The organism is Pseudomonas sp. AC169 (assembly GCF_979258515.1).
The window spans coordinates 3,283,726-3,308,853 of record NZ_OZ409866.1 but is presented as its reverse complement, the minus strand read 5'-3'; the positions used below and the strand labels follow the sequence as shown (position 1 = coordinate 3,308,853).

Genomic DNA, 25,128 nt, shown 5'->3' with positions numbered 1-25,128 from the left:
CGCTCCCACAGGGTTGCAGAACAACCAGAAGATCCAAGCCAAGCGGAGCACACGTGATGAAACAGCCCAAACCGAATTTCTACAACCTGGCCTGGCGTTGGCATTTTTACGCCGGCCTGTTCGTCGCCCCGTTCATGGTGATGCTGGCCCTGACCGGCATCATTTATCTGTTCAAACCGCAGCTCGATTCGCTGATGTACAGCAGCCTGCTCAACGTCCCGGCCGGGCATCACACGGTGCCGGCCGATGATTTGCTGCAACGGGTGAAAAGCGCTTATCCACAAGGCCAGGTCACCCAGTACCTGCCGCCGGTCAACGCCGAACGCAGCGCACAGTTTGTGGTGACCAACGCCGGCCACGAACTCAACGTATTCGTCGATCCGTACCACGGCGATATCCTCGGCGAGCAGGATGCCAAGCAAAATCTGCAAGCCATCGCCCGGGCGATTCATGGCGAATTGATGATCGGCACCGTCGGTGATCGGCTCATCGAAATGGCCGCCGGGTGGGGCGTGGTGCTGGTGGTGTCGGGCCTGTTCCTGTGGTGGCCGCGCGGTCAGGCAGCGGGCATTTTGTGGCCACGGCTGAACAGTCGCGGTCGCGTGTTGTGGCGTGATTTGCACGCGGTCACCGGGTTCTGGGGCGCGACCCTGTTGCTGGTGATGCTGCTCAGCGGCATGACCTGGACCGGTTTCTGGGGCAAGCAGTACGCGCAAGTGTGGAACGTGTTTCCGGCGGCAATGTGGGACAACGTGCCAACCTCCGACGTCGAGGCCCGCAGCCTCAACAGCGCTACGCGTCAGACCGTGCCCTGGGCGATGGAAAACACGCCGATGCCAATGTCCGGCGACCACGCCGAACACATGAACCACGGCGCCACCAACGCCGGCCCCGCCGCACCCACCATCCGCCTGCAAGATGTGCAGAACATCGCCACCGAGCGCAAGGTCGAACCCGGTTACAGCATCACCCTGCCGACCACCGCCACCGGCGTGTTCACCATCGCCGTGTTCGCCGATGACCCGCGCAACGATGCCACCCTGCATATCGATCAATACACCGGTAAAGTCCTCGCCGATGTGCGTTTCGAGCAGTACGGCACCGTCGCCCGCGCCACTGAGATCGGCGTGATGCTCCACGAAGGCAAAATGTTCGGCACCTTCAACCAGATCGTCGTGTTGCTGATCTGCCTGATGATACTGCTCAGCGCCGTCAGCGGCGTGGTGATCTGGTGGAAGCGCCGGCCACAAGGCAAATTCGGCGTGCCGCCACTGCGGCATGATCTGCCGAAGTGGAAAACCGGTGTGGTGATCATGCTCGCGCTGGCGGTGATTTTCCCGCTGGTGGGGGCTTCGCTGGTGGTGGTGTGGTTGCTGGATCGCCTGCTGCTATCGCGCCTGAGCAGGCAAACCGAGTCCGCCTCGACTTCATCCTGACCCACCTCATGTAGGAGCTGCCGCAGGCTGCGATCTTTTGATCTTGATCTTGAAAAACAACATCAAAAGATCGCAGCCTGCGGCAGCTCCTACACGGATTGTTCGCGCCCCATTCTGGCGCGACCGCCTGCACCAACGCCTCATGCGCGTCCCTTCATGGTGCAGAGCTCAGCAGCGCAACCGCTCTAACACGACATTTTCTTGCCAAAACCCGACCGGGCACAGCCCTTGCAAAACACCCTTCAGTCGTCCGCATCTGCCAACCAAAAAAACTTCAAATGTTCATGGAGATCGCACAATGAAGCGTCGCAGTTTGATCAAGGCTTTCACACTCTCGGCATCGATTGCCGCGATGGGCATGACCTGGACTGTCCAGGCTGCCGAGACCATCAAGGTCGGGATTCTGCATTCGTTGTCCGGCACCATGGCGATCTCCGAAACGTCGCTCAAAGACATGGCGCTGATGACCATCGACGAGATCAACGCCAAGGGTGGTGTGAACGGCAAGATGCTTGAGCCGGTGGTGGTAGACCCTGCATCCAACTGGCCGCTGTTCGCCGAAAAGGGTCGGCAGTTGCTGACCCAGGATAAGGTCGCCGTGGTGTTTGGCTGCTGGACTTCGGTGTCGCGTAAATCGGTGTTGCCGGTGTTTGAAGAGCTAAACGGCCTGCTGTTCTACCCGGTGCAATACGAAGGCGAAGAAATGTCGCCGAACGTCTTCTACACCGGCGCCGCGCCGAATCAGCAAGCGATTCCTGCCGTTGAATATTTGATGAGCGAAGAAGGCGGCAGCGCCAAGCGTTACTTCCTGCTCGGCACTGACTACGTCTACCCGCGCACCACCAACAAGATTCTGCGTTCGTTCCTGCATTCCAAAGGCGTGGCCGACAAGGACATCGAAGAGGTCTACACGCCGTTCGGTCACAGCGACTATCAAACCATCGTCGCCAACATCAAAAAATTCTCCGCTGGTGGCAAGACTGCGGTCATCTCGACGGTCAACGGCGACTCCAACGTGCCTTTCTATAAAGAGTTGGCCAACCAGGGCTTGAAGGCGACCGACGTACCGGTTGTGGCGTTCTCGGTCGGCGAAGAAGAACTGCGCGGCATCGATACCAAACCGCTGGTGGGCAACCTCGCGGCGTGGAACTACTTCGAGTCGGTAGAGAATCCGCAGAACAAGAAATTCGTCGCTGACTGGAAAGCCTACGCGAAGAAACACAACCTGCCGGGCGCCGATAAGGCCGTGACCAACGACCCGATGGAAGCCACTTACGTCGGCATTCATATGTGGGCGCAAGCGGTTGAGAAAGCCAAATCCACCGACGTCGACAAAGTCCGCGAAGCGCTGGCCGGGCAGACTTTTGCCGCGCCGTCGGGTTACACGCTGACCATGGACAAGACTAATCACCACCTGCACAAACCGGTGATGATCGGTGAGATCCAGAGTGACGGTCAGTTCAACGTCGTGTGGCAGACCGAAGGGCCGATCCGCGCGCAACCGTGGAGCCCGTTCATTCAGGGCAACGACAAGAAGCCGGATTATGCGGTGAAGAGCAACTGAGTCTGACTTGGGTTTTGGGCTGGGGCGGAGATCCTTTCCCCCTCACCCCAACCCTCTCCCCCAAGGGGGCGAGGGGGAAGGGAGCTGATCTCTATCGCTTTCAGGACCTGAGTTCGACGCAGCAATGTCAGGTCGGTGCTGGATGACCTGACAACTCGGTCAGTCCCCTCTCCCTCTGGGAGAGGGGGAAAGGGAGCCGATCTGTATGGCTTTCAGAACCTGAGTTCGACGCAGCAATGTCAGGTCCGTGCTGGATGACCTGACAACTCGGTCAGTCCCCTCTCCCTCTGGGAGAGGGTTAGGGTGAGGGGCGGATTCACAGCCGGACACCGCTCCATCGGCCACCGCTAGAAAGGACACACCACTAATGCCCACTGCCATACACCGCTTTCTCATAGCCATCGCACTCTTGCTGCCGATGCTGGCCCACGCCGGCGACGCCGAAGACTTCGTCGCGGCCAATCCCGTGCAACAGGCCAAACTCCTGGAAACCTGGGCCGCGCAGCCCGACCCGGCCCGTATCGAACTGATCAACGCCCTGCAACAAGGCGAGCTGACCATCGACGGCCAACCGAAAACCCTGCGCCTCAACAATCGCCTGCGGGGTCTGATCGACACCGCCATGGCCAGCCACCAATTGCTCGCCGCCGACGCCAAAATCCGTCTGACTGCCGCGCAGCAATTGCAGAAAAGCGCGAAACCCGCGCAGCTGAAATTCCTCGACCAGCAACTCGCTAGTGAAAAAGATGAAAGCGTTCATGCCGCCCTGAGTCTGGCGCTGGCCAATCTGCAACTGGTCGACACCGACCCATCCGTGCGCCTCGCCGCTGTGCGATTGCTCGGCGAAACCGGTGATCCACTGGCACGCACACGCCTGGAAGGTTTGCTCGAACCCGGCGTCGAGAGCGATGCCGGCGTACGTACCGCTGCCGAAACCAGCCTCGCCCAGGTCAAGCGCAAATTGCTGATCGGCGAAGTGCTCGGCCAGGCCTTCAGCGGCATGTCCCTCGGTTCGATTCTGTTGTTGGCGGCACTTGGTCTGGCGATCACGTTCGGCCTGCTCGGCGTGATCAACATGGCCCACGGCGAGATGCTCATGCTCGGCGCCTACTCGACGTATGTGGTGCAGTTGATGTTCCAGCGCTACGCACCGCAGGCCATCGAGTTCTATCCGCTGATCGCGCTGCCGGTGGCGTTTTTTGTCACGGCGGCAATCGGCATGGCCCTGGAGCGCACGGTGATTCGGCATCTCTACGGCCGCCCGCTGGAAACCCTGCTCGCCACCTGGGGAATCAGCCTGATGCTGATTCAACTGGTGCGCCTGTTGTTCGGCGCGCAGAACGTTGAAGTGGCTAACCCGGCGTGGCTGTCCGGCGGCATTCAAGTGCTGCCGAATCTGGTGCTGCCGTACAACCGCATCGTCATCATCGCCTTCGCGCTGTTCGTGGTCGTGCTGACCTGGCTGCTGCTGAACAAAACCCGCCTGGGCCTCAACGTCCGCGCCGTCACCCAGAACCGCAACATGGCGGCCTGCTGCGGCGTGCCGACCGGGCGCGTCGACATGCTCGCTTTCGGTCTCGGCTCGGGCATTGCCGGCCTCGGCGGAGTGGCGCTGAGCCAGATCGGCAACGTCGGCCCGGACCTCGGTCAGAGTTACATCATCGATTCGTTTTTGGTGGTGGTGCTCGGTGGCGTTGGCCAGTTGGCCGGTAGCGTGCTCGCGGCATTTGGCCTGGGCATCGCCAACAAGATTCTCGAACCGCAGATCGGTGCGGTACTCGGCAAGATCCTGATCCTCGCGCTGATCATTCTGTTTATCCAGAAACGTCCGCAAGGCCTCTTCGCACTGAAAGGACGGGTGATCGACTGATGAACCAGCCTCTGCTTGTTACCGCTACACGAAAGGCCGGGCCGAAAGTCACCATTGCCATCGGTGCGGTAATCCTCGCCCTGCTGATCGCCCTGCCGCTGCTGTCGTTGTTGCCAGCGGAAAATGCCCTGTCGGTGTCGGCGTACACCCTGACGCTGGTCGGCAAAATCCTCTGCTACGCCATCGTCGCCCTCGCGCTGGATCTGGTCTGGGGCTACGCCGGTTTGCTCTCGCTGGGCCACGGTCTGTTCTTCGCCCTCGGCGGTTATGCGATGGGCATGTACCTCATGCGCCAAGCCGCTGGTGATGGTTTGCCGGCGTTCATGACCTTCCTGTCGTGGAGCGAATTACCGTGGTACTGGACCGGCACCAGCAGCTTCGTCTGGGCGATGTGCCTGGTGGTGTTGGCGCCGGGCTTGCTCGCATTGGTGTTCGGATTCTTCGCCTTCCGCTCGCGGATCAAGGGCGTGTATTTCTCGATCATGACCCAGGCCCTGACCTTCGCCGGCATGCTCCTGTTTTTCCGCAACGAAACCGGGTTTGGCGGCAACAACGGCTTCACCAATTTCCGCACGATTCTCGGTTTCGGCATCACTGAACCGGGCACTCGTGCGGTGTTGTTTTTGGCGACGGTGCTGTTGCTGGTGGCAAGCCTGTTCATCGGCTGGCGTTTGGCGCGGAGCAAGTTTGGCCGCGTGCTGACAGCATTGCGCGATGCGGAAAACCGCTTGATGTTCTGTGGCTACGACCCGCGCGGGTTCAAGTTGTTTGTCTGGGTGTTGAGTGCGGTGTTGTGTGGCTTGGCCGGGGCGTTGTATGTGCCGCAAGTCGGCATCATCAACCCCAGCGAAATGTCGCCGACCAACTCGATTGAAGCCGCAGTGTGGGTGGCCCTCGGCGGGCGCGGCACGCTGATCGGGCCGTTGCTCGGTGCCGGGGTGGTCAACGGCATGAAGAGCTGGTTCACCGTGGCGTTCCCGGAATACTGGCTGTTTTTCCTCGGCGCGCTGTTCATCGTCGTGACGCTGTACTTGCCCAAAGGCGTGATCGGCCTGCTGAAGAAACGAGGTGAACAATGAGAGTCACGGCGAGCGCTGAATTCATGCTGGAACCGGCCTTCTTTCCCGTGGAGCCGAACAAGGACGCCGGCACCAGCCGCGACTCGATCGGCCTCGGCCAACGCGTTGGCCCGGGCCTCGACACCCGTCACGGCACGATCCTCACTCTGGAGGACATCAGCGTCAGCTTCGATGGCTTCCGCGCGCTGAACAATCTCAACCTGTACATCGGCGTCGGCGAATTGCGCTGCATCATCGGCCCCAACGGCGCCGGCAAAACTACGCTGATGGACGTGATCACCGGCAAGACTCGCCCGAGTCACGGCAAGGCGTGGTTCGGCGAAACCCTGGACCTGACGCAGATGAGCGAAGTGCAGATTGCCCAGGCCGGCATCGGCCGCAAGTTTCAGAAGCCGACTGTGTTCGAAGCGCTGAGCGTGTTTGAAAACCTTGAATTGGCGCAGAAAACCGACAAGTCAGTGTGGGCCAGTTTGCGTGCGCGGTTAAGTGGTGAGCAGAAGGATCGAATCGGCGAAGTGCTGGAAACGATTCGCCTGACCACCTCGGTCAATCGCCCGGCGGGGTTGTTGTCCCACGGGCAGAAGCAGTTTCTCGAGATCGGCATGTTGCTGATGCAGGACCCGCAATTACTCCTGCTCGATGAGCCGGTGGCGGGGATGACCGATGCTGAAACCGAGTTCACCGCTGAACTGTTCAAGAGCTTGGCCGGCAAGCATTCGCTGATGGTCGTGGAGCATGACATGGGCTTCGTCGGCTCGATTGCCGACCACGTCACCGTGTTGCATCAGGGCAGCGTTTTGGCGGAAGGCTCGCTTGAGCAAGTGCAGGAAAACGAGCGCGTGATCGAGGTTTATCTAGGCCGATGAATCAGCCAGCTGCAAGCGACAAGCTTCAAGCAGCAAGTAAAAGCAAAGTCATAAACAGCCCTGCTCTTGCTTGCAGCTTGCAGCTCGCGGCTTGAAGCCCAACTAACGGAGTTCCGATGCTACAGGTCCAACAACTTCATCAGTACTACGGCGGTAGCCACATCCTCCGTGGCCTCAGTTTTGACGTGAAGGTCGGCGAAGTCACCTGCCTGCTCGGCCGTAACGGCGTCGGCAAGACCACCCTGCTCAAATGCCTGATGGGCCTGTTGCCGGCCAAAGAAGGCGCGGTGAACTGGGAAGGCAAATCGATTACCACGTTCAAGCCGCATCAGCGGGTTCACGCTGGCATCGCTTATGTGCCGCAGGGCCGCGAGATCTTCGGGCGGCTGACGGTTGAAGAGAATCTGTTGATGGGCCTGTCACGCTTTCCCGGCAGCGAAGCCAAGGAAGTGCCAAGTTTCATTTATGAATTGTTCCCGGTGCTGCTACAAATGAAGCAGCGTCGCGGCGGCGATCTGTCCGGCGGTCAGCAACAGCAGTTGGCGATTGGCCGCGCATTGGCCAGCCGCCCGCGTTTGCTGATTCTTGATGAACCCACCGAAGGCATTCAGCCGTCAGTGATCAAGGAGATCGGCGCGGTGATCAAGAAACTCGCGGAGCGTGGTGACATGGCGATTCTGCTGGTCGAGCAGTTCTACGATTTCGCTGCAGAACTGGCCGATCAGTATCTGGTGATGTCCCGGGGCGAGATCGTCCAGCAGGGTCGCGGTGAAAATATGGAGGCCGAGGGCGTACGCGGGCTGGTAACGATCTAGTACAACGATCTAATCTGTAGCTTCCTAACGATAATTACAAACCATGAATTCAACTGTCGCACCTGCCCTGTTTACCCCGAGCTGGCACGCCGAGCTGGAACTGGCTTATGCCCGATTCGGCGACTGCACGCGCCCGGTCATGCGCCGACACCTCGGCCCGCTGCGGGTGCAGAAGCACCTGTACGCAGAAGGCCCCGAGGTCTGCCAGCACATTATCGTCCACCCGCCGGGCGGGATTGCCGGCGGCGATCGGCTGGACATCAGCGCCCGCCTCGAACCAGGCGCTTGGGCACAGATCACCAGCCCCGGCGCGGCCAAGTGGTATCGCGCGGGTGGGCCGGCTTATCAGAAGCTCGACTTGAAAGTGGCGGCCGGGGCGACGCTGGAATGGCTGCCACAGGAGACCATCGTCTACAGCGCTGCCCAGGCTGAGCTGAGCACGTCGATTGATCTTGAAGGTGATGCGCGGCTGTTCTACTGGGACGTGGTGGCGCTGGGTCGCCCGGCCAGTGGCGAGCGTTTTGACCGTGGGCATTTTCAGGCGCACCTGGATATTCGCCGCGACGGGCAATTGCTCTGGCATGAGCGCCAGCGCATTGTCGGGGGGGACGGATTGCTTGATTCACCGATCGGTCTGGATGGCAATCCGGTGTTTGCGACGTTGTTGGTGACCGGTGAGGTTGATGCTGAGTTGCTTGAGCGTTGTCGTTCGCTGGGCCATGAAGTGCGCGGGGATTTGACCCAGTTGCCCGGCCTTTTGGTCGCCCGTTGTCTGGCGTCTGAAGCACTGCTCGCCCGCGCCTGGCTCATCGATTTATGGCGCTTGCTCAGACCGGCCCTGCTCGGTCGCGAGGCGGTATCTCCCAGAATATGGAGCACCTGAAAGCGACCCTCACCCCCCGCCCTCTCCCGGAGGGAGAGGGAGCCTGACCGAGTCGCCTGATAAAGATCTGATTGCCTGAACGAATACTGCTGACTGAACCGGCCATTGAAAACAACCGGGATCAGTCCCTCTCCTACGAAAGAGAAAGCCTGACCGAGTAGCCTGATAAAGATCTAATTGCCTGAACGAATACTGCTGACTGAACCGGCCATTGAAAACAACCGGGATCAGTCCCTCTCCTACGAAAGAGAAAGCCTGACCGAGTCGCCTGATAAAGATCTAATTGCCTGAACGAATACTGCTGACTGAACCGGCCATTGAAAACAACCGGGATCAGTCCCCTCTCCCTCGGGAGAGGGCTAGGGTGAGGGGCCGCTCCAACTGGCACCCCGCGCCCGCAAGAACCTCACAAAACTGCCCTGACGGAACCCCACAATGGACCTGACCCCACGCGAAAAAGACAAGCTGCTGATCTTCACCGCCGGCCTCGTCGCCGAGCGGCGTTTGGCGCGCGGTGTGAAACTCAATTACCCGGAAGCCATGGCCTACATCTCCGCCGCCCTGCTCGAAGGTGCGCGTGACGGCCAGACCGTCGCCGAGCTGATGCACTTCGGCACCACCCTGCTCAGCCGCGAACAAGTGATGGAAGGCATCCCGGAAATGATCCCGGAGATCCAGGTTGAAGCGACGTTTCCCGACGGCACCAAACTGGTCACCGTCCACCAACCGATCGTCTGAGGAGCGCCATGACCTACGCCATTCGCGATGCCGTCCACGCCGATCTGCCGGCGATCCGCGACATCTACAACGACGCCGTGCTCAACACCACGGCGATCTGGAATGAACAGGCCGTCGACCTCGGCAACCGTCAGGCGTGGTTCAGCGCGCGTCAGGCCCAGGCCTATCCGATTCTGGTGATCGTCGACGCCGACAACACCGTGCTCGGCTACGCTTCGTTCGGTGACTGGCGGCCGTTCGACGGTTTCCGTCACACCGTCGAGCACTCGGTCTACGTGCGCAGCGATCAGCGCGGCAACGGCCTCGGCCCGCAATTGATGACTGTGCTGATCGAACGGGCGAAGACCTGCGACAAGCACGTGATGGTCGCCGCCATTGAAAGCGGCAATGCCGCCTCGATTCGTCTGCACGAGCGCGCCGGTTTCAGCATTAGCGGGCAGATGCCGCAAGTCGGCACCAAGTTCGGTCGCTGGCTCGACCTGACCTTTATGCAACTGACCCTCAACCCTGGCGCGGAGCCGCCTGACGCCAACAAGGAGTGACACCGATGAACGCCGCCCAACTGCGCCGCGTCAACGCTGAAAGTTTTGCGCATTACCGTCAGGGCCTGATTGATCTGCTGCTGGATGCGGTGGGGTATGGCGCCAGCGTCGGCTTCATGGCCGACCTCGACGCGGCGCAGGCGCGCGCATATTTCGATGAGGTGCAGGACAACGTCAACAAAGGCAGCGTGCTGCTCTGGGTGGTGGTCAAGGACGAGCAAGTGCTGGCCAGTGTTCAGTTGGGCCTGTGCCAGAAGGCCAACGGTCTCAATCGCGCCGAGGTGCAGAAACTGCTGGTGCGCGAACACGCACGGCGGCGCGGTCTCGGCCAGCAATTGATGAGTGCGCTGGAGCTCGAAGCGCCCAAGCACAAGCGCGGCATGCTTTACCTCGACACCGAGGCCGGTTCGCCTGCCGAAGATTTCTACAAGGCGTTGGGCTACACCCGCGCGGGTCAGATTCCCGATTACGCCTGCGACCCGCACGGCACTTATCGGCCAACCGCCCTCTATTACAAGATTCTGCAAGGAGCCCAGTGATGATTCCTGGCGAGTACCAGATCCAGCCCGGCGACATCGAACTCAACGTCGGCCGCCGCACCGTCAGCCTGAAAGTCGCCAACAGCGGCGACCGGCCGATTCAGGTCGGCTCGCACTATCACTTTTTTGAAACCAATGATGCGCTGACCTTTGATCGCGCGGCCAGCCGGGGCATGCGCCTGAATATACCGGCGGGCACGGCGGTGCGTTTTGAGCCGGGACAGAGCCGTGAGGTTGAACTCGTGGATTACGCCGGGCATCGGCGGGTGTTCGGGTTTGCCGGACGGGTCATGGGTGATCTCTGACATCTGCGTGCACCCTGCCCCTCACCCCAGCCCTCTCCCGAGGGAGAGGGAGCCGAATGGGGGCTTTTCCGATCCTGAGTTCGACTCGATATTTCAGGTCGATGTCTGTCGAAAGAAACCCGCGATCAGTCCCCTCTCCCTCTGGGAGAGGGCTAGGGTGAGGGTCAATGGCTCACCACTATTTTCCTGAAGGACGCTGCATGAAAATCTCCAGACAAGCCTACGCCGACATGTTCGGCCCCACCGTCGGCGACAAGGTGCGCCTGGCCGACACCGAGCTGTGGATCGAAGTCGAAAAAGACTTCACCACCTACGGCGAAGAAGTGAAATTCGGTGGCGGCAAAGTCATCCGCGACGGCCAGGGCCAGAGCCAGCTGCTTGCCGCCGAAGTCGTCGACACGCTGATCACCAACGCGCTGATCATTGATCACTGGGGCATCGTCAAAGCCGACGTCGGCCTCAAGGACGGGCGCATCGCCGCGATCGGCAAGGCCGGCAACCCGGACGTACAACCCAACGTCAACATCGCCATCGGCGCGAGTACCGAAGTGATCGCCGGCGAGGGCATGATCCTCACCGCCGGCGGTATCGACACGCACATCCACTTCATCTGCCCGCAGCAGATTGAAGAAGCGCTGATGAGCGGCGTCACCACCATGATCGGCGGTGGCACAGGACCTGCCACCGGCACCAACGCCACCACCTGCACCTCCGGGCCGTGGCACCTGGCGCGCATGCTCCAGGCCGCCGACGCCTTCCCAATGAACATCGGCCTCACCGGCAAGGGCAACGCCAGCCTGCCGGAGCCGCTGATCGAGCAGGTCAAGGCCGGCGCCATCGGCCTCAAGTTGCACGAGGACTGGGGCACCACGCCGGCGAGCATCGACAACTGCCTGAGCGTTGCCGATCAGTTCGACGTGCAGGTGGCGATCCACACCGACACGCTCAACGAATCCGGTTTCGTTGAAACCACCCTCGGCGCCTTCAAGGGTCGCACCATCCACACCTATCACACCGAAGGCGCCGGTGGTGGTCACGCGCCGGACATCATCAAGGCCTGCGGTTTCCCGAACGTATTGCCGAGTTCGACCAACCCGACCCGGCCGTTCACGCGTAACACCATCGACGAACACCTCGACATGCTGATGGTCTGTCACCACCTCGACCCGAGCATTGCCGAAGACGTCGCGTTCGCCGAAAGCCGCATCCGCCGCGAAACGATTGCCGCCGAAGACATTCTTCACGACCTCGGCGCGTTCTCGATGATCAGCTCCGACAGTCAAGCCATGGGCCGCGTCGGCGAAGTCATCACGCGCACCTGGCAAACCGCCGACAAGATGAAAAAGCAGCGCGGCCCGCTGACCCAGGACGGCGCAGGCAACGACAACTTCCGCGCCAAACGCTACATCGCCAAGTACACGATCAACCCGGCAATCACCCATGGCATCAGCCATGAGGTCGGTTCGATCGAGGTCGGCAAGTGGGCGGATCTGGTGCTGTGGCGTCCGGCGTTTTTTGGCGTGAAACCGACGCTGATTCTCAAGGGCGGCGCGATTGCTGCGAGCCTGATGGGCGATGCCAATGCTTCGATTCCAACGCCGCAACCGGTGCACTACCGCCCGATGTTCGCCAGTTACGGTGGCTCGCTGCACGCCACCAGCCTGACCTTTATCAGCCAGGCGGCGCAGGAAGCGGGATTGCCCGAGGCATTGGGGCTGAAGAAGAAAATCGCCGTGGTCAAAGGTTGCCGTGATGTGCAGAAAACCGACCTGATCCACAACGACTATCTGCCGAACATCGATGTCGACCCGCAGACCTATCAGGTCAAGGCTGATGGCGTGCTGCTGTGGTGTGAGCCGGCGGAAACATTGCCGATGGCACAGCGTTACTTTTTGTTCTGACCACAAAAAAAGGCCCTTCGGGGCCTTTTACTTGTCTGTCTGTTATACCTCGTCACCGTTCTTCGCGAGCAGCCTCGCTCCCACATTGGAATGCGCACTCCTGTGGGAGCGAGCCTGCTCGCGAAGAGGCCCGATCAATCAACCGAAAAGCATTAGACCACTACTCAACCACCAACCGCCCCAACCGCTGACGCAACATGCGGTTTTCAGCACGCAACTCGCGCACCTCTTCCAGCAAGTCCAGCGCCAGGGCAACCCCTTCCCACTCCAGTTCCAGATCACGGCGCAACTTCGCCGCACGTTTGGCCAGGGCCAGTTCGTAATCGGTGAAACGCCATTCCCGGGGCTGCGCGCCCTGAGGTTCGAGGATGCCGTGCTCGACGATTTCGATCACGTAGACGTCCGACAAATCGGCCGCCTCACAGAATTCTGCCAGGTCCAGTTGAACGATCAGGGGGCTGCTCATGATGGGCTACTCCGTCGTCGAATTTAAAAGTTCTCTCGCGGATTGAAGGCGGCTTTCTGCGCCAGTTCCTGCCACAGCGCCTTGACCTCGTCGTCGGCCGCTTTCGGCATCACCGCTTTGAGTTGCACAAACAGATAACCGCGCTCGCCGGCCTTGTTTTTCAAGCCATGACCTTTGGCGCGCATGCGCTGGCCGTTCTGACTGCCGGCCGGGACCTTGAGATTGATTTTGCCAGTCAGGGTCGGCACCGCCACTTCGGCACCCAGCGCCAGTTCCCACGGTGCCAGCGGCAAAGTGATGATCAGGTTTTCACCTTCGACATCGAATTTCGGGTGTGGCGCAAAACGAATGGTCAGGTACAGATCACCATTCGCCCCGCCACCGACGCCCGGTGCGCCCTGGCCTTTGAGGCGGATACGCTCGCCGTCGGTCACGCCTGCCGGGATCTTCACGTTCAGGCTCTTGCTGGTGTTGCTGACGTGCTGGCCGTTGGCGTTGTATTGCGGCACCTGGAAGGTGACTTTCTTCGACTCGTTCGACAGCGTCTCCTCGAGGAAGATCGGCAGTTCCATTTCCACGTCTTGCCCTCGGCGCCCAGCACTGCGTTGTTGCCGACCTTCGCCGCCACCGAAACCGGGGCCGCGATTGCCGAAGATCGAACTGAAGAAGTCCGAGAAGTCGCCGGTGTCGCCACCGCCGCCACCAAAGCCGCCACGGCTCTGCCAGCCCGGTGGCCCCTGGAACGGCTGACCGTGCTGGCCATAACGGCGCAGTTCGTCATATTCGGCGCGTTTGTCGGCGCTTTTCAGCGCTTCATAAGCTTCCGAGGCGTCCTTGAACTTGGCCTCGGCGTCTTTTTCCTTGCTGACATCGGGGTGGTATTTGCGCGCCAGCTTGCGATAGGCAGCCTTGATTGCCTTGTCGTCTGCTGTCGGCTCCACGCCGAGTATCTTGTAATAGTCTTTGAAGTCCATTGAAGGAATCACCATCCGTTATCGATTTCGCGCCGATGCCAGCATGCGCCGATTCGCGCGTGCCAGGTTGACCGATCTCAAGGTTGTGACCGGGTGGCGCAGCAGAAGTTTATCGGCAGTGGACGGCGGTTCTTGCGACCGCCGGTGGTTCTGCCGGCCCATGCCAGCAAGTTTGGGGCGAAGCTGCGAGTTTCAAGCAGTTTAGTCGCGAAATAGCAGATGACCGGCCTTCGATTCTGGCGCGCACTGACATACACTGCGCGGCCGTTTTTTTGACCGGAACCGAAAGACATGAAAGACGCCTCTCCAGCCCGTGCCTGCGGTATCGACTTCGGCACGTCCAACTCCACCGTCGGCTGGCTGCGCCCCGGCATGGAAACGATGATCGCGCTGGAAGACGACAAGATCACCCTGCCGTCGGTGGTCTTCTTCAACATCGAGGAACGCCGCCCGGTTTACGGTCGTCTGGCGCTGCACGAGTACCTGGAAGGCTACGAAGGCCGGCTGATGCGCTCGCTGAAAAGCCTGCTCGGTTCCAAGCTGATCAAGCACGACACCAGCGTGCTCGGCACGGCGATGCCGTTCAAGGACTTGCTCGGTCTGTTCATCGGCCAACTGAAGAGCCGTGCCGAAACCGCCGCCGGTCGGGAATTCGAGCAGGTTGTGCTCGGGCGCCCGGTGTTCTTTGTCGATGACGATCCGCTGGCTGACCAGGAAGCGGAAGACACCTTGGTCGATGTGGCCAAGAAGATCGGTTTCAAGGACGTCTCCTTCCAGTACGAACCGATTGCGGCGGCGTTCGACTACGAGTCGACCATCGAGAAAGAAGAGCTGGTGCTGATCGTCGACATCGGCGGTGGTACCTCCGACTTCTCGCTGGTGCGCCTGTCGCCGGAGCGTCGCGGTTTCGATAACCGTCACGACGACATCCTCGCCACCGGCGGCGTGCACATCGGCGGGACCGACTTCGACAAGCAGTTGAGCCTGCAAGGCCTGATGCCGCTGTTCGGCTACGGCAGCCGCATGAAGAGCGGCGCCTACATGCCAACCAGCCACCACATGAACCTGGCGACCTGGCACACCATCAACTCGGTGTACTCGCAGAAATCCAGCCTGGCGCTGGGCAGCATGCGCTACGACATCGAAGACACCGGCGGCATCGATCGCTTGTTCAAACTGATCGAACAGCGTGCCGGGCACTGGTTGGCGATGGAAGTCGAAGAAACCAAGATCCAGCTGACTCATACCGACAGCCGCCATGTGCCGCTGGATCGGATCGAGGCCGGTTTGAGTGTGGAACTGACGCGCGTGCTGTTTGAATCGGCGATTGATGCCTTGCTGGAGCGAGTGCGCGGCAGCGTCACGCAGTTGTTGAACGATGCCGGTGTGGCGGTGGATCAAGTTGATACGGTGTTCTTCACCGGCGGTTCAAGCGGAATTCCGGCGCTGCGTAACAGCGTCTCGGCGATGCTGCCGAATGCGCGCCATGTTGAAGGGAATATCTTCGGCAGCATTGGTAGCGGTTTGGCGATTGAAGCCATGAAACGCTATGGCGTTTAACGGCAGCTGCAAGTTTTAAGCTGCAAGCGGCAAGTAAGAGCAAAAGCAAGAGCCACTGCGACTCTCGCTTCTGCTTTTACTTGTAGCTTGAAGCTTGTAACTCGAAGCTGCTGTTAAACCATCCCGCCCAGTTTCAACTCACTCTTCAGGTACGCATAATAAATCGGCCCCGCCACCACCCCCGGCAGGCCGAACGCGGCCTCGAACACCAGCATCGCCAGCAGCAACTCCCACGACTTGGCACTGATCTGCCCGCCGACGATGCGCGCGTTGAGGAAGTACTCGAGCTTGTGGATAAAGATCAGATAGCCCAGCGCGGCAATCGCCACCCAGATCGACAGTGACAGGCCGACGATGGTGATCAGCGTGTTCGACATCAGATTGCCGATCACCGGCAACAGGCCGAGCAGGAAGGTCAGCACGATCAGGGTTTTGGTCAGCGGCAGCTTGATGCCGAACATCGGCAGTATCACCGCGAGGAAGATCCCGGTGAAGAAAGTGTTGAGCAGGGAAATCTTGATCTGCGCAAAAACGATGTTGCGAAACGCCTGCACCAGCAGGTGCAAACGGTCGAACAGCGCGGCGGCCAACGGTTTGCGTTTGGTCACGTCGGGGATGCGCTGCAAGGCGATGATTGCGCCGAGCACCATGCCGATCAGCAACGTCACGAACATGTGCGCGGCGTCCTTGCCGACCAGTTGCAGGTCGGACAGGTGTTTGCTCATCCACTCGCCAATCGCCACGCGAAACTCGGCAGCACTGGCCGGCAGATAGGCGTCGATGAACGGCGGCAATTGCCCGCGTGCGCGATCAACCACGCCCATGAATTTGTCGAGGGAAGCGCCGGGGTTTTCCGCCTCATGCAGTAGGAAGCTGATGGCGCCGGCGAAGATCAACGCCAGCACACTCACCACCAACGTGCCCAGCAACGCCACCGCCAGCCAACGTGCACGGCGGCCTTCGATCAGCCGTTGCAGTTGCGGCGTAAGCATGTTGACCAGTTCGAATACCAGCAGCCCGGCCAGCAGGCTCGGTAGCAAGCGCAGCGGCAACACCAGCAGCAAACCGCCGAAAATGATGATGCAACTGACCCAGAACACTACATGACGCTCAGAAAACGTTGGCATACAGCCTCAAAACGAACGGCGTAAAAGGATTGGCAGTCTGCCAGCGTTCCGGGGCGAGCACTAGAATTATGCGGTGCTTCAGCTTTTGGTGCCCGGCTTGAGATCCAGCCCTCACCCTAGCCCTCTCCCGGAGGGAGAGGGAACCGATCGAGGAGTGGCGAAATAATCCGGCGACATGCCAGTGCTGCATTGAATCCAAAATCGGCCAGATAGTTCAGGTCGATGGATATCTGAAAACAACGCGGTCAGTCCCCTCTCCCTCCGGGAGAGGGTTAGGGTGAGGGCAAATCTCAAGCGAACGCCTCGACCCCGCCCCCCCACAGAACCAGGTTATTTTTTCTTCAGGCAATCACTCATGAACGTCTTGCGCGCATCGCCGGTCAGCGCCTTGGTTTTCGCATCGGCGTTGCAGGTTTTCATTTTTTCCTGCTGCGGGGTCAGTGCCTTGGCATCGTTGGCCGCCGGCGCAGCCTTGAGGCAGGTGCTCATGAAGGATTTGCGCTCATCGCCTTTCAGACTCTTGGCGGTCGCATCGGCATTGCAGGTGGTCATTTTGTTCTGTTGCGCCGTGGCGGCGAAACCCTGGGAACACAGGAGCAAACCAATCATCAACAAAGGCACACGCAACATCTTCATGGAGTTTTCTCCTTGTCGCCGCACCGAGGGGGGCGGCCTCTGCTGGAGTGTAGCCAAATCCTGTTACACCTTCCTGCCGTCGAGATGGCTACGGCGATACTGCTCCGGCGTACAGCCGGCCTGCCGCACGAACATGGCGATAAATGCCGAGCCGCTGCTATAACCGAGGTCGAAGGCGATTTCCTGCACGCTGCGCGAAGTTTCCAGCGCCTCGATCGCAGCGAGGTAACGCAGACGCTGACGCCACTCGCCAAAACTCATCCCCAACTCCCGAACGAATTGCCGGGCCAGCGTGCGTTCACTGACGTGCACCTGCAGCGCCCAATGCGCCAGTGGCTGATTATTGCCCGGCTCGGCCTGCAAGGTTTCGAGGATTGCCAGCAATCCCGGGCTACTGGCGTAGGGCAGATAACACTCATGCACTGGCGCCTGTTGCAATTGATCGACCAACACCTGGGCCAGGCGCTGATCGGCATCGAGCTCGGGAATCTTCACGTCGCGGGCGGCGAAGTCCTTGAGAATCGCCTTGAGAATGTCGCTGATCGCCAGCGTACAGGCGCGCTTCGGCAGTTCGGCGCAGACCTTGGGGTCGAGGCACACCGCGCGATAGTTGACCGGTTGATGGCTGTAGAAACTGTGCTCGACCTGCGGCGGCACCCACACCGCGTACTGCGGCGGTGACATGAAGCGACTGCCGTCGACGTCCATGTGCAGCACGCCATGGGCGGCGTACTCCAGCGTGCCCCACGGATGGCGGTGCGGCGCGGCGAATTCGTGGGCGTTGAAGTCGGCATAACGGAAGTACACCGCCGATGGCAGTTCGCTGAAATCCAGCAGATCGATGTGTTTGCTGTTCATGCTGTCCGGTTTCAGAGGCAGGTTGTCCGGTTCGCAGTATAGGCCTGCATCCAGACAAGGGATAATTGCGCTTCATCAACGTACTGGTTTCGACTCATGCAATACGCGTTTCCGCTGCTGGCGATTTTTATCTGGGCCGGCAATACCGTGATCAACAAACTGGCGGTCGGGGCAATTTTTCCCGCCGAGATCGGTTTCTATCGCTGGCTGCTCGCCGGTTTGCTGTTCACCCCGTTCATGCTCAAAGCGGTGATCGCGCACTGGCCGCAGATCCGCCCGAACCTGGGCAAGATTTTCATTCTCGGCGTACTCGGCATGGCGGTGTATCAGAGCCTCGCCTACTTCGCCGCGACTCTGACCACGGCGACCAACATGGGCATCATTCTGTCGCTGATGCCGTTGATGTCGCTGGCCATGGCGATCATTAGCCTCGGGCAGCGCCTGACCGCCGGCGCGCTGGTCGGTGCGGTGTTGTCGTTTGCCGGTGTGCTGGTGGTGGTCTCGTCCGGCAGCCTCGGCGCGTTGCTGCAGCACGGCGTGAACATGGGTGATGCGATGATGTTGATCGCCACTCTGGCCTATGCGATCTACAGCACTTTGCTGAAAAAATGGCAGCTGCGCCTGCCGCCGCTGGTGTTGCTGTATTTGCAGGTGCTGGTGGCGATTGTCGTGTTGTTTCCGCTGTATGCCGCTTCGCCGAAGACCGGGCTGACCCTGCAGAACATTCCACTGGTGCTGTATGCGTGTCTGCTGGCGTCGATGCTCGCGCCGCTGGCGTGGATGCAGGCTGTGCAGCGTCTGGGGCCAAGTCGCACGACGTTGTTTTTCAATCTGCTGCCGTTGATTACTGCGCTGATTGCGGCGGTGGTGTTGAAGGAACAGTTGGCGATGTATCACCTGGTGGGCGGGTTGTTGACGTTGGGCGGGGTGATTCTTTCCGAGCGTTGGACCACCGTGTTGGGTCGCCGAATCAGCGTTGCCTGATGGAAAAGATCGCAGCCTGCGGCAGCTCCTACATGAGTTCGGGGCGTTCACAAAATTTGTGTTCGACACCGAACCTGTAGGAGCTGCCGAAGGCTGCGATCTTTTGATCCTAAAGCCCGGCAGCCGCAAGCCGCGCCGCATGCTCGACAAACAACCGCACCGGATCCGCGCCCTTGCCGACCAGCCCCAGCGACTGATTGACGATATCGAAGTGGTCCAGCGGATAATCATCGCCAATCACCGTGCCCAGATGCGAGCTGTAGCGCCCGACCATGCCGTCGCACTGCCCCGGCTCACGCACAAAGGTTTTCGCAAACAAGCGACAGCTGCGATTGGTGCCGTCGAACAGATTGCCGCCGCGATCAGTCTTGCCCGGCTGCAACGTCCCCGACCAAGAGTAGTAGCGCACGCCGTTAACCTCTTCCGGCCCGTGCCCGCCCCACGTTTGCGGCAGGCCCTGTGGATAACGCTGATTGAACAGCGCCACGCCCTCCGTCGTCAGCGATTGGTGCGAGGCGTGAATATCCACCGGCAATTTCGGCCCGTGGTAACCGGTTTCCAGCAGCGCCATCAGCCAGCCGACAAAACGCAACAGAACCTCAAGAATACGGCCCTTGGCGCTGTCCGCCGGGTAGTGTTTGTGCAGATAGTCAGCCAGCTCAGAGCCATGATTCGGCCCGGCCACCGATGTCACTGAGGCCACCAGATCCGGTCGTTTCGCTGCCGCATAGCGCGCCGTTAGCGAGCCCTGACTGTGGCCGAACAGGTTGACCTTTTGCGCCCCGGTCTCGCGCAAGATCTCATCGATCTGCGCGAGCAACTGCTCGCCACGCACCTCCGTCGAATGGAGCGGCGACACCTGCACCGCAATCACCGTCGCACCACCACGGCGCAATGCCTTGATGATGCCGTACCAGTACGGATAAAGAACCAGCCGGATAAACCCGAGCATGCCGGGCACCAGCACCAGTGGATAACGCGTCGACATGAGCAAACATCCTTGTGGTCGGTGAGTGGATGCAAGGCGTGCAAAACGCCCGCCAAGCATCCTCCGTGATGATGACAACTCAACCACCAGCCTACTTCAGGCCCACCACCCCCGCCACAATCAGCCCTACCGAAACCAGTTTGACCAGCGTCAGGCTTTCGCCCAGCAGGGCGAAACCGAGGAACACCGTGCCCAGCGAGCCAATCGCCGTCCAGATCGGGTACGCAATGCTTACCGGCAACTCGCGCATCGCCAAAGTGAGGAAATAAATGCCGCCAACCGCCGCAATCACCGTAATCAACGACGGCCAGAGCCGGGTGAAACCTTCGGCGTACTTCATGCCCATGGCGAAGGTCACTTCAAACCCGGCGGCGATCAGCAAGAACAGCCAGGCCATCTAGAACACCCGGGCGAGGTCGAGCAAACGCTGCTCGGCCTCGGCCACCGATACCGCGAAGGTGCGTTCAGCGGACTCTTCGCCCTCGGCCGCGACCACGGTGACGTCGTTGATGCCGATAAACCCCAGCGCCGTGCGCAGCCATGGATCGGCATGGTTCAAGGCTTCCAGCTCGCCACCCGGGCCGAAACCGAAACCGCCGCGACTGGTGACGATCAGCGCCTTTTTGCCCTGCAACAGCGGCGTGTATTGAGCGACGCCGTTGTCCAGCGTGTGATCGAAGGTCAGGCCCAGGCGCACAATCTGATCGACCCAGGCCTTGAGGCCGCTGGGCACGCTGAAGTTGTACATCGGCGTGGAAATCAGCAGCAGGTCGTGGTCGAACAACTCGCCAACCAGTTGATCGCTCAGGGCCAGATCGGCCTGCATCGACAATGGCCGCGCTTCAGGCTGTGGATGAAATGCAGCAGCGACAAAGGCTTCGTTTACCGCCGGGATCAGCGCCCGCCCGACCTCGCGGCGAGTCACTTGCGCCTGCGGCTGATGGACCTGCCAGGCACTGAGAAAGCTTTCCGCCAGCCGCCGCGAGTGGGAACGGTCGCCACGTGGGCTGGCATGAATCGCAAGAATTTTGCTCATCTATAAATCCTCCGGACTAGAATCAAACTACTTGTGGCTTGCAGCTTGAAGCTCGCCACTGCCTCTTTTCAAATGAGCAAAAGTCAGTCTGGATGAATTGATTTCATTCATGGAGATTTCAATGTTTGCCTCGCTGCCACTCACCGCCCTGCGCGCCTTTGAATCGGCATCACGACTGCTCAGCTTCAAGGCTGCCGCCGAAGAACTGTCGGTCACGCCGACGGCGATTTCGCACCAGATTCGTTCGCTGGAAGACTGGCTCGGCGTTGCGCTGTTCGAACGCCTGCCACGTCAGGTGCGCCTGACCGAGGGTGGCGAACGCCTGTTTCGCAGCCTGCATGGCGCGCTGCTGGAAGTGGCGCAAAGCGTCGACACCCTGCGCCCGCAGCGCAACGCCAGCACGCTGACGCTATCGACCACTGCCGCGTTTGCCGCGCTGTGGCTGGTGCCGCGGCTCGGCCGGTTTTATGCGCGGCATCCGAACATCAACGTGCGTCTCGATACCCATTGCGAAGTCATCGATCTGCATCAGGACGCCAGTGTCGATCTGGTGTTGCGCTACAGCCTCGACGATTACCCGAACCTCTACGGTCTGTGTCTGTTCGATGAATCGTTCGGCGTGTACGGCTCGCCCGAGCAAGTAGCGCTGGCCGCGCGGCGCACGCCGACGTTGATCAGCGTGCGCTGGCATAACTCGAAGCTGTATGCCCATGGCTGGGAAGCGTGGTGCGCCAAGGCCGGCGAACACTGGTTGAACCAACAGCCAGCCATCCGCGAATACGATGAAGAGCATTACGCCCTGCAAGCGGCGATCGCCGGGCAAGGGCTGGTGCTGGCGAGCAATATTCTGGTGTCGGAGAGCGTCGCCAGTGGTTTGCTGGTGCCGTTCATGGGCAAGGTTCAGGTCGATGGCGCCGGTTACAGCGCATTGTGTGTGCCGGGACGTGAGCGGCACCCGCCGGTGCGCGCATTTTTTGCCTGGTTGCGCGAAGAAGCGCAGCGCTCAGGATTGACGCCAAGGTCGGCGCAAATCGGGTAAAACTTTTTGCAACGCTCACTACTCACAGCTTAGGTAGCGACCGCGTCCGCAGAACGTGGCGCCCATCGGATTAGCCTCCAGGAGATCGAAATGAGCGACGACCTGCATCTGTCAGATGTTCAAACCTTGCGCGACCGTGCGCGCCAACACGTCGAGAACGGCGCCGTCACCGAGGGCTACAGCGCCGACCGTGAAGAGGTGCTGCGCTTGCTCAATGAATCGCTGGCCACTGAACTGGTCTGCGTATTGCGCTACAAGCGCCACTACTTCATGGCCAATGGTGTGAAAGCCCATGTGGCCGCCGAAGAGTTTCTCGAACACGCCACCCAGGAAGCCCAGCACGCCGACCGCCTGGCCGAGCGCATCGTGCAATTGGGCGGCGAGCCTGAGTTCAACCCCGACATGCTGTCGAAAATGTCCCACGCGCAATACGTGGCGGGCAACACCCTCAAAGAGATGGTCTACGAAGACCTCGTTGCCGAGCGGATCGCCATCGACAGCTACCGCGAGATCATCCAGTACATCGGCGAGAAAGACCCGACTACCCGCCGCATCTTCGAAGATATTCTGGCGCAGGAAGAAGAGCACGCCGATGACATGGCTGACATCCTGAACGACCTGTAAAACATTAGAACCGCCTGCTCGCGAAGGGGCCGCAACAGAAGCAAAAAGATCGCAGCTTTCGGCAGCCCCTACGTGGAAATGCATTCCAAGGTAGGAGCTGCCGAAGGCTGCGATCTTTTGATCTGGCTCTTATTTAGTGGGTTTAACGGTGACTGGCGCCTTGCCCGCCTTCATCTGCTCCAGCAACGGCGCACACTGATTCGGCTCGCCACCGCTCGGCGCCACCAGCGCCAACAGCCCCGCCGCCGGCGCCGCAATCACGCCCAGCGCGACCATCCCCGCCCCGCGCAACATCAGCGGCACAGCCTTCACGCCGGCATCCGGTTTGATGAACTTGCCACGCACATACAGCGGCGAACGCAGGGAAATCAAACGCCAGCCCTTGGATTCCGGGGTCACGGTCAGATCCAGCTGCTCGGTAGCCATGTTCGCCGTGCCGTCGATGTAGATGATCGCGTTCTCGGTATCGAAGACGAACAGCTGCGTGGTGGCCAGACCGGTCTTGATGTCGAAGTCCGCCGCCGCGCAGTTGATCTTCACTTCCTTGTCGCCAAAGATCTTGCCGACCACGTAGTTACCGACGTTGAGCCCGGCCAGCTCCATCAACTCACGGCTGATCGCGCCGTCGTTGATCAACATCTTCAATTTGCCGTTGGCCCCGCCGAGCAGCTTGGCCACCGAGTTGCCGCGACCGCTGATATCGGCGTCGCCGTTGAGCTCACCGAAACTGGTCTTCATTGGCTCAAAGGTCGGGAACAGCTCTTTGAGTTTGAAGCGGCGCGCGGTCAGTTTGGCCCGGCCTTCCAGCGGCTCGGTGCGGCCATTGAGGCGGATTTGCGCATCGAGATTGCCGCCGGCCACGCCAAAACGCAGCGGCTCCAGGCTCAGTTCGCCGTCGTTGAGTTTCAGGTGGGTATAGAGGTCGTTGAACGGCAGTTTCTCGCTGTGGACGATGCGCTTGCCGGTGAACTCGACATCAGCGTCCATCGCGCGCCAGCGGTCGGTCTTGAACTCTTCGACCGGCAGCACTTTATCGGCCGGTTGTTTGCTTTCGCCGCCACGAGCCTTTTGCTTGTCATTGGAGTCGGCGCCAATCAGCGGCGCGAGGTCGGCGAACAACAGCTGGTTGGAGAGCAACGCGCCGCTGAGTTTCGGCCGTGGCTGACTGGCGACGTAGGTCAGGTCGCCATGGATATCACTGCTGCCGATCTTGCCGTTGAATTGCTCATAGGTGAATTTCGCCCCGGCCTCGTCGTGCAGCTTGGCGATCAAGTGACCGTCAGTGGAATATGGCGGGGTGTCCGGCAGGGTCACGCCAGTCAGTGGATAAAGATTACCGAGGCTGGCACCAGCCAGTTTCAGGCGCAGATCGAGGGCGCCGAGATTCAGCGGATCGGTCAGCGTGCCGGCCAGTTCGATGCTGGTATCGCCGATCTTCGCCTGGGCCTGCAACGGGAAAGGTTTGCTTGCGTCCTGCAACGCTAACAATCCGCCGATCTTGCCTTGGCCGGTGAGGTTCTGGCCGTGGTATTGGCCTTTGACCTTCAAGGCAAACGCGTAATCCTGCGGCGCACCGCCCCTGTCCTGCGCAGTCTTCGCCGCTTTGGCGCCAACGATGTCGCTGTACGGGATCGGCTTGCCCAGAGGGTCGATCAAGACATCGAGGTTGGTCTTGAGCGTTTGATCGTCGAGGGTGACATGGCCCTTGTCGAAACCGATGGCGCCGATGTCGACCACCCAGTTCGAGGGTTCTGCATCGGGATCTTTCGGATCGAACTTGAACGTCCAGTTGGCGCGGCCGTCGGCCAGGCGCTGCAACTCGGCATTCGGTTCGGTCAGGTCGATGCGTGGAATCACTACCCGTTGCGCCAACAGTGCCAAAGGCGAAATACGCAACTCGACGCGCTTGAGCGTGACCATCTGCGCTTTCTTCGACCAGTCCGGGTTGCCCAGGCTCAAGTCCTCGGCCACCACATGCGGCCACGGCACCCACGCACGCCAGCCACCCTCGTCCGGCTCGCGCTGCCAGATCACCGCGAGGTTGCCGTTGATGGCAAACGGTCGGTGCAGTTCTTCCGAGACTTTGGCGTTGAGCGGCGGTTTGATCCGGTTCCAGTCGAAGAACACGATGATCAATACCAGCACGGCCAGTAGCAGCACGAGGATGGCGAAGGTCCAGCTGAAGATTTTTCCAGTGCGCGTCATGCACAAAGCTCCTGATCACGACCGCACGCAAAGACTGCGGCGCACGGCTGAAACGGCGGGCCAAAGCGGCCCTCATGAAATCTACGACTGGCA

General features: G+C 60.4%; 25 protein-coding genes. 16 read left to right on the top strand and 9 right to left on the bottom strand.

The features are described from left to right. Positions 1-56 precede the first annotated feature (56 nt). The 12 genes from ACZZ0G_RS14890 (at position 57) to ureC (ending at position 12,538) form a co-directional block, all read left to right on the top strand. Entirely contained in the window at positions 57-1,436 is a 1,380-nt protein-coding gene (locus tag ACZZ0G_RS14890) for a PepSY-associated TM helix domain-containing protein (RefSeq protein ID WP_463556628.1), read from the top strand. Between the two features lie 298 nt (positions 1,437-1,734). After that, positions 1,735-3,000 (top strand): urea ABC transporter substrate-binding protein, encoded by a 1,266-nt coding sequence (gene urtA / locus ACZZ0G_RS14885; protein WP_122842924.1) that lies wholly within the window; start codon positions 1,735-1,737, stop codon positions 2,998-3,000. 367 nt (positions 3,001-3,367) lie between these two features. Further along, positions 3,368-4,870, top strand: coding sequence for an urea ABC transporter permease subunit UrtB (urtB, locus tag ACZZ0G_RS14880; RefSeq protein ID WP_463556627.1), 1,503 nt, complete (start codon positions 3,368-3,370; stop codon positions 4,868-4,870). Next, positions 4,870-5,949 (top strand): urea ABC transporter permease subunit UrtC, encoded by a 1,080-nt coding sequence (gene urtC, locus ACZZ0G_RS14875; protein WP_463556626.1) that lies wholly within the window; start codon positions 4,870-4,872, stop codon positions 5,947-5,949. Before urtB ends, urtC begins: the two co-directional genes overlap by 1 nt. Further along, complete coding sequence (gene urtD / locus ACZZ0G_RS14870) at positions 5,946-6,815, top strand: urea ABC transporter ATP-binding protein UrtD (protein ID WP_463556625.1); 870 nt, start codon at positions 5,946-5,948, stop codon at positions 6,813-6,815. The genes urtC and urtD overlap by 4 nt, the downstream gene beginning before the upstream one ends. Positions 6,816-6,931: 116 nt before the next feature. Continuing rightward, complete coding sequence (urtE, locus tag ACZZ0G_RS14865) at positions 6,932-7,630, top strand: urea ABC transporter ATP-binding subunit UrtE (RefSeq protein ID WP_463556624.1); 699 nt, start codon at positions 6,932-6,934, stop codon at positions 7,628-7,630. 43 nt (positions 7,631-7,673) lie between these two features. Next, on the top strand, positions 7,674-8,513 hold the full coding sequence (locus ACZZ0G_RS14860) for an urease accessory protein UreD (protein WP_463556623.1): 840 nt from the start codon (positions 7,674-7,676) through the stop codon (positions 8,511-8,513). Positions 8,514-8,948: 435 nt separating this feature from the next. Next, positions 8,949-9,251, top strand: a complete 303-nt coding sequence (gene ureA, locus ACZZ0G_RS14855) for an urease subunit gamma (protein WP_007915951.1) — start codon at positions 8,949-8,951, stop codon at positions 9,249-9,251. A gap of 8 nt (positions 9,252-9,259) precedes the next feature. After that, positions 9,260-9,793 (top strand): N-acetyltransferase family protein, encoded by a 534-nt coding sequence (locus ACZZ0G_RS14850; protein ID WP_463556622.1) that lies wholly within the window; start codon positions 9,260-9,262, stop codon positions 9,791-9,793. A 5-nt stretch (positions 9,794-9,798) separates the two neighbouring features. Then, the gene (locus tag ACZZ0G_RS14845; RefSeq protein ID WP_016984790.1) at positions 9,799-10,332 is read left to right on the top strand and encodes a GNAT family N-acetyltransferase; all 534 of its coding nucleotides are present in this window, start codon (positions 9,799-9,801) and stop codon (positions 10,330-10,332) included. Next, complete coding sequence (locus ACZZ0G_RS14840) at positions 10,332-10,637, top strand: urease subunit beta (RefSeq protein ID WP_007915947.1); 306 nt, start codon at positions 10,332-10,334, stop codon at positions 10,635-10,637. Before ACZZ0G_RS14845 ends, ACZZ0G_RS14840 begins: the two co-directional genes overlap by 1 nt. Positions 10,638-10,837: 200 nt before the next feature. Next, positions 10,838-12,538 carry an urease subunit alpha gene (ureC, locus tag ACZZ0G_RS14835; protein WP_463556621.1) on the top strand — a complete coding sequence of 567 codons (1,701 nt, stop codon included), beginning with the start codon at positions 10,838-10,840 and terminating at the stop codon, positions 12,536-12,538. A gap of 160 nt (positions 12,539-12,698) precedes the next feature. Here the strand turns inward: ureC and ACZZ0G_RS14830 are convergent, their stop codons facing one another. Both ACZZ0G_RS14830 and ACZZ0G_RS14825 read right to left on the bottom strand, forming a co-directional pair. Then, positions 12,699-13,004, bottom strand: coding sequence for a chaperone modulator CbpM (locus ACZZ0G_RS14830; protein WP_016984795.1), 306 nt, complete (start codon positions 13,002-13,004; stop codon positions 12,699-12,701). Positions 13,005-13,027: 23 nt separating this feature from the next. Continuing rightward, positions 13,028-13,978 (bottom strand): DnaJ C-terminal domain-containing protein, encoded by a 951-nt coding sequence (locus tag ACZZ0G_RS14825; RefSeq protein ID WP_463556620.1) that lies wholly within the window; start codon positions 13,976-13,978, stop codon positions 13,028-13,030. Positions 13,979-14,269: 291 nt separating this feature from the next. On the opposite strand from ACZZ0G_RS14825, the gene ACZZ0G_RS14820 reads away from it, so the two are divergent. Continuing rightward, positions 14,270-15,538, top strand: coding sequence for an Hsp70 family protein (locus ACZZ0G_RS14820; RefSeq protein WP_463556619.1), 1,269 nt, complete (start codon positions 14,270-14,272; stop codon positions 15,536-15,538). 113 nt (positions 15,539-15,651) lie between these two features. Here the strand turns inward: ACZZ0G_RS14820 and ACZZ0G_RS14815 are convergent, their stop codons facing one another. From ACZZ0G_RS14815 to ACZZ0G_RS14805, 3 genes are all read right to left on the bottom strand, one after another. Then, entirely contained in the window at positions 15,652-16,665 is a 1,014-nt protein-coding gene (locus ACZZ0G_RS14815; RefSeq protein WP_007915933.1) for an AI-2E family transporter, read from the bottom strand. 330 nt (positions 16,666-16,995) lie between these two features. Then, positions 16,996-17,301, bottom strand: coding sequence for a PsiF family protein (locus tag ACZZ0G_RS14810; protein WP_463397856.1), 306 nt, complete (start codon positions 17,299-17,301; stop codon positions 16,996-16,998). A gap of 63 nt (positions 17,302-17,364) precedes the next feature. Next, the gene (locus tag ACZZ0G_RS14805; protein ID WP_463556618.1) at positions 17,365-18,159 is read right to left on the bottom strand and encodes an AraC family transcriptional regulator; all 795 of its coding nucleotides are present in this window, start codon (positions 18,157-18,159) and stop codon (positions 17,365-17,367) included. 96 nt (positions 18,160-18,255) lie between these two features. Here ACZZ0G_RS14805 and ACZZ0G_RS14800 point away from each other — a divergent pair, with 96 nt between their 5' ends. Beyond that, positions 18,256-19,143: a DMT family transporter gene (locus ACZZ0G_RS14800; RefSeq protein ID WP_095121883.1), complete on the top strand. Its 888-nt coding sequence runs from the start codon at positions 18,256-18,258 to the stop codon at positions 19,141-19,143. A 109-nt stretch (positions 19,144-19,252) separates the two neighbouring features. On the opposite strand, the gene ACZZ0G_RS14795 is transcribed toward ACZZ0G_RS14800, so the two are convergent. The 3 genes from ACZZ0G_RS14795 to ACZZ0G_RS14785 form a co-directional block, all read right to left on the bottom strand. Beyond that, complete coding sequence (locus tag ACZZ0G_RS14795; RefSeq protein WP_463556617.1) at positions 19,253-20,131, bottom strand: alpha/beta fold hydrolase; 879 nt, start codon at positions 20,129-20,131, stop codon at positions 19,253-19,255. Positions 20,132-20,222: 91 nt separating this feature from the next. After that, entirely contained in the window at positions 20,223-20,528 is a 306-nt protein-coding gene (locus tag ACZZ0G_RS14790) for a DMT family transporter (RefSeq protein WP_007915923.1), read from the bottom strand. After that, positions 20,529-21,167 carry an FMN-dependent NADH-azoreductase gene (locus tag ACZZ0G_RS14785; RefSeq protein WP_463556616.1) on the bottom strand — a complete coding sequence of 213 codons (639 nt, stop codon included), beginning with the start codon at positions 21,165-21,167 and terminating at the stop codon, positions 20,529-20,531. Positions 21,168-21,276: 109 nt separating this feature from the next. Between ACZZ0G_RS14785 and ACZZ0G_RS14780 the strand changes: the two genes are divergently transcribed. After that, on the top strand, positions 21,277-22,206 hold the full coding sequence (locus tag ACZZ0G_RS14780) for a LysR substrate-binding domain-containing protein (RefSeq protein ID WP_463556615.1): 930 nt from the start codon (positions 21,277-21,279) through the stop codon (positions 22,204-22,206). Positions 22,207-22,296: 90 nt separating this feature from the next. Next, the gene (locus ACZZ0G_RS14775; protein WP_122606555.1) at positions 22,297-22,830 is read left to right on the top strand and encodes a ferritin-like domain-containing protein; all 534 of its coding nucleotides are present in this window, start codon (positions 22,297-22,299) and stop codon (positions 22,828-22,830) included. A gap of 129 nt (positions 22,831-22,959) precedes the next feature. On the opposite strand, the gene ACZZ0G_RS14770 is transcribed toward ACZZ0G_RS14775, so the two are convergent. Next, positions 22,960-25,035: an AsmA family protein gene (locus tag ACZZ0G_RS14770; protein WP_463556614.1), complete on the bottom strand. Its 2,076-nt coding sequence runs from the start codon at positions 25,033-25,035 to the stop codon at positions 22,960-22,962. Positions 25,036-25,128: the final 93 nt, after the last annotated feature.

Bases quoted from the DNA above. Each gene is read 5' to 3' on its own strand.
- ureA (WP_007915951.1), top strand. From the start codon at position 8,949: ATGGACCTGACCCCACGCGAAAAAGACAAGCTGCTGATCTTCACCGCC.
- ACZZ0G_RS14775 (WP_122606555.1), top strand. From the start codon at position 22,297: ATGAGCGACGACCTGCATCTGTCAGATGTTCAAACCTTGCGCGACCGT.
- ACZZ0G_RS14770 (WP_463556614.1), bottom strand. From the start codon at position 25,035: ATGACGCGCACTGGAAAAATCTTCAGCTGGACCTTCGCCATCCTCGTG.
- urtB (WP_463556627.1), top strand. From the start codon at position 3,368: ATGCCCACTGCCATACACCGCTTTCTCATAGCCATCGCACTCTTGCTG.
- ureC (WP_463556621.1), top strand. From the start codon at position 10,838: ATGAAAATCTCCAGACAAGCCTACGCCGACATGTTCGGCCCCACCGTC.
- ACZZ0G_RS14785 (WP_463556616.1), bottom strand. From the start codon at position 21,167: ATGAGCAAAATTCTTGCGATTCATGCCAGCCCACGTGGCGACCGTTCC.
- urtA (WP_122842924.1), top strand. From the start codon at position 1,735: ATGAAGCGTCGCAGTTTGATCAAGGCTTTCACACTCTCGGCATCGATT.
- ACZZ0G_RS14825 (WP_463556620.1), bottom strand. From the start codon at position 13,978: ATGGACTTCAAAGACTATTACAAGATACTCGGCGTGGAGCCGACAGCA.
- urtE (WP_463556624.1), top strand. From the start codon at position 6,932: ATGCTACAGGTCCAACAACTTCATCAGTACTACGGCGGTAGCCACATC.
- ACZZ0G_RS14890 (WP_463556628.1), top strand. From the start codon at position 57: ATGAAACAGCCCAAACCGAATTTCTACAACCTGGCCTGGCGTTGGCAT.
- ACZZ0G_RS14850 (WP_463556622.1), top strand. From the start codon at position 9,260: ATGACCTACGCCATTCGCGATGCCGTCCACGCCGATCTGCCGGCGATC.
- ACZZ0G_RS14795 (WP_463556617.1), bottom strand. From the start codon at position 20,131: ATGTCGACGCGTTATCCACTGGTGCTGGTGCCCGGCATGCTCGGGTTT.
- ACZZ0G_RS14800 (WP_095121883.1), top strand. From the start codon at position 18,256: ATGCAATACGCGTTTCCGCTGCTGGCGATTTTTATCTGGGCCGGCAAT.
- ACZZ0G_RS14805 (WP_463556618.1), bottom strand. From the start codon at position 18,159: ATGAACAGCAAACACATCGATCTGCTGGATTTCAGCGAACTGCCATCG.
- ACZZ0G_RS14840 (WP_007915947.1), top strand. From the start codon at position 10,332: ATGATTCCTGGCGAGTACCAGATCCAGCCCGGCGACATCGAACTCAAC.
- ACZZ0G_RS14780 (WP_463556615.1), top strand. From the start codon at position 21,277: ATGGAGATTTCAATGTTTGCCTCGCTGCCACTCACCGCCCTGCGCGCC.
- ACZZ0G_RS14860 (WP_463556623.1), top strand. From the start codon at position 7,674: ATGAATTCAACTGTCGCACCTGCCCTGTTTACCCCGAGCTGGCACGCC.
- urtC (WP_463556626.1), top strand. From the start codon at position 4,870: ATGAACCAGCCTCTGCTTGTTACCGCTACACGAAAGGCCGGGCCGAAA.
- ACZZ0G_RS14815 (WP_007915933.1), bottom strand. From the start codon at position 16,665: ATGCCAACGTTTTCTGAGCGTCATGTAGTGTTCTGGGTCAGTTGCATC.
- ACZZ0G_RS14790 (WP_007915923.1), bottom strand. From the start codon at position 20,528: ATGGCCTGGCTGTTCTTGCTGATCGCCGCCGGGTTTGAAGTGACCTTC.
- urtD (WP_463556625.1), top strand. From the start codon at position 5,946: ATGAGAGTCACGGCGAGCGCTGAATTCATGCTGGAACCGGCCTTCTTT.
- ACZZ0G_RS14810 (WP_463397856.1), bottom strand. From the start codon at position 17,301: ATGAAGATGTTGCGTGTGCCTTTGTTGATGATTGGTTTGCTCCTGTGT.
- ACZZ0G_RS14845 (WP_016984790.1), top strand. From the start codon at position 9,799: ATGAACGCCGCCCAACTGCGCCGCGTCAACGCTGAAAGTTTTGCGCAT.
- ACZZ0G_RS14820 (WP_463556619.1), top strand. From the start codon at position 14,270: ATGAAAGACGCCTCTCCAGCCCGTGCCTGCGGTATCGACTTCGGCACG.
- ACZZ0G_RS14830 (WP_016984795.1), bottom strand. From the start codon at position 13,004: ATGAGCAGCCCCCTGATCGTTCAACTGGACCTGGCAGAATTCTGTGAG.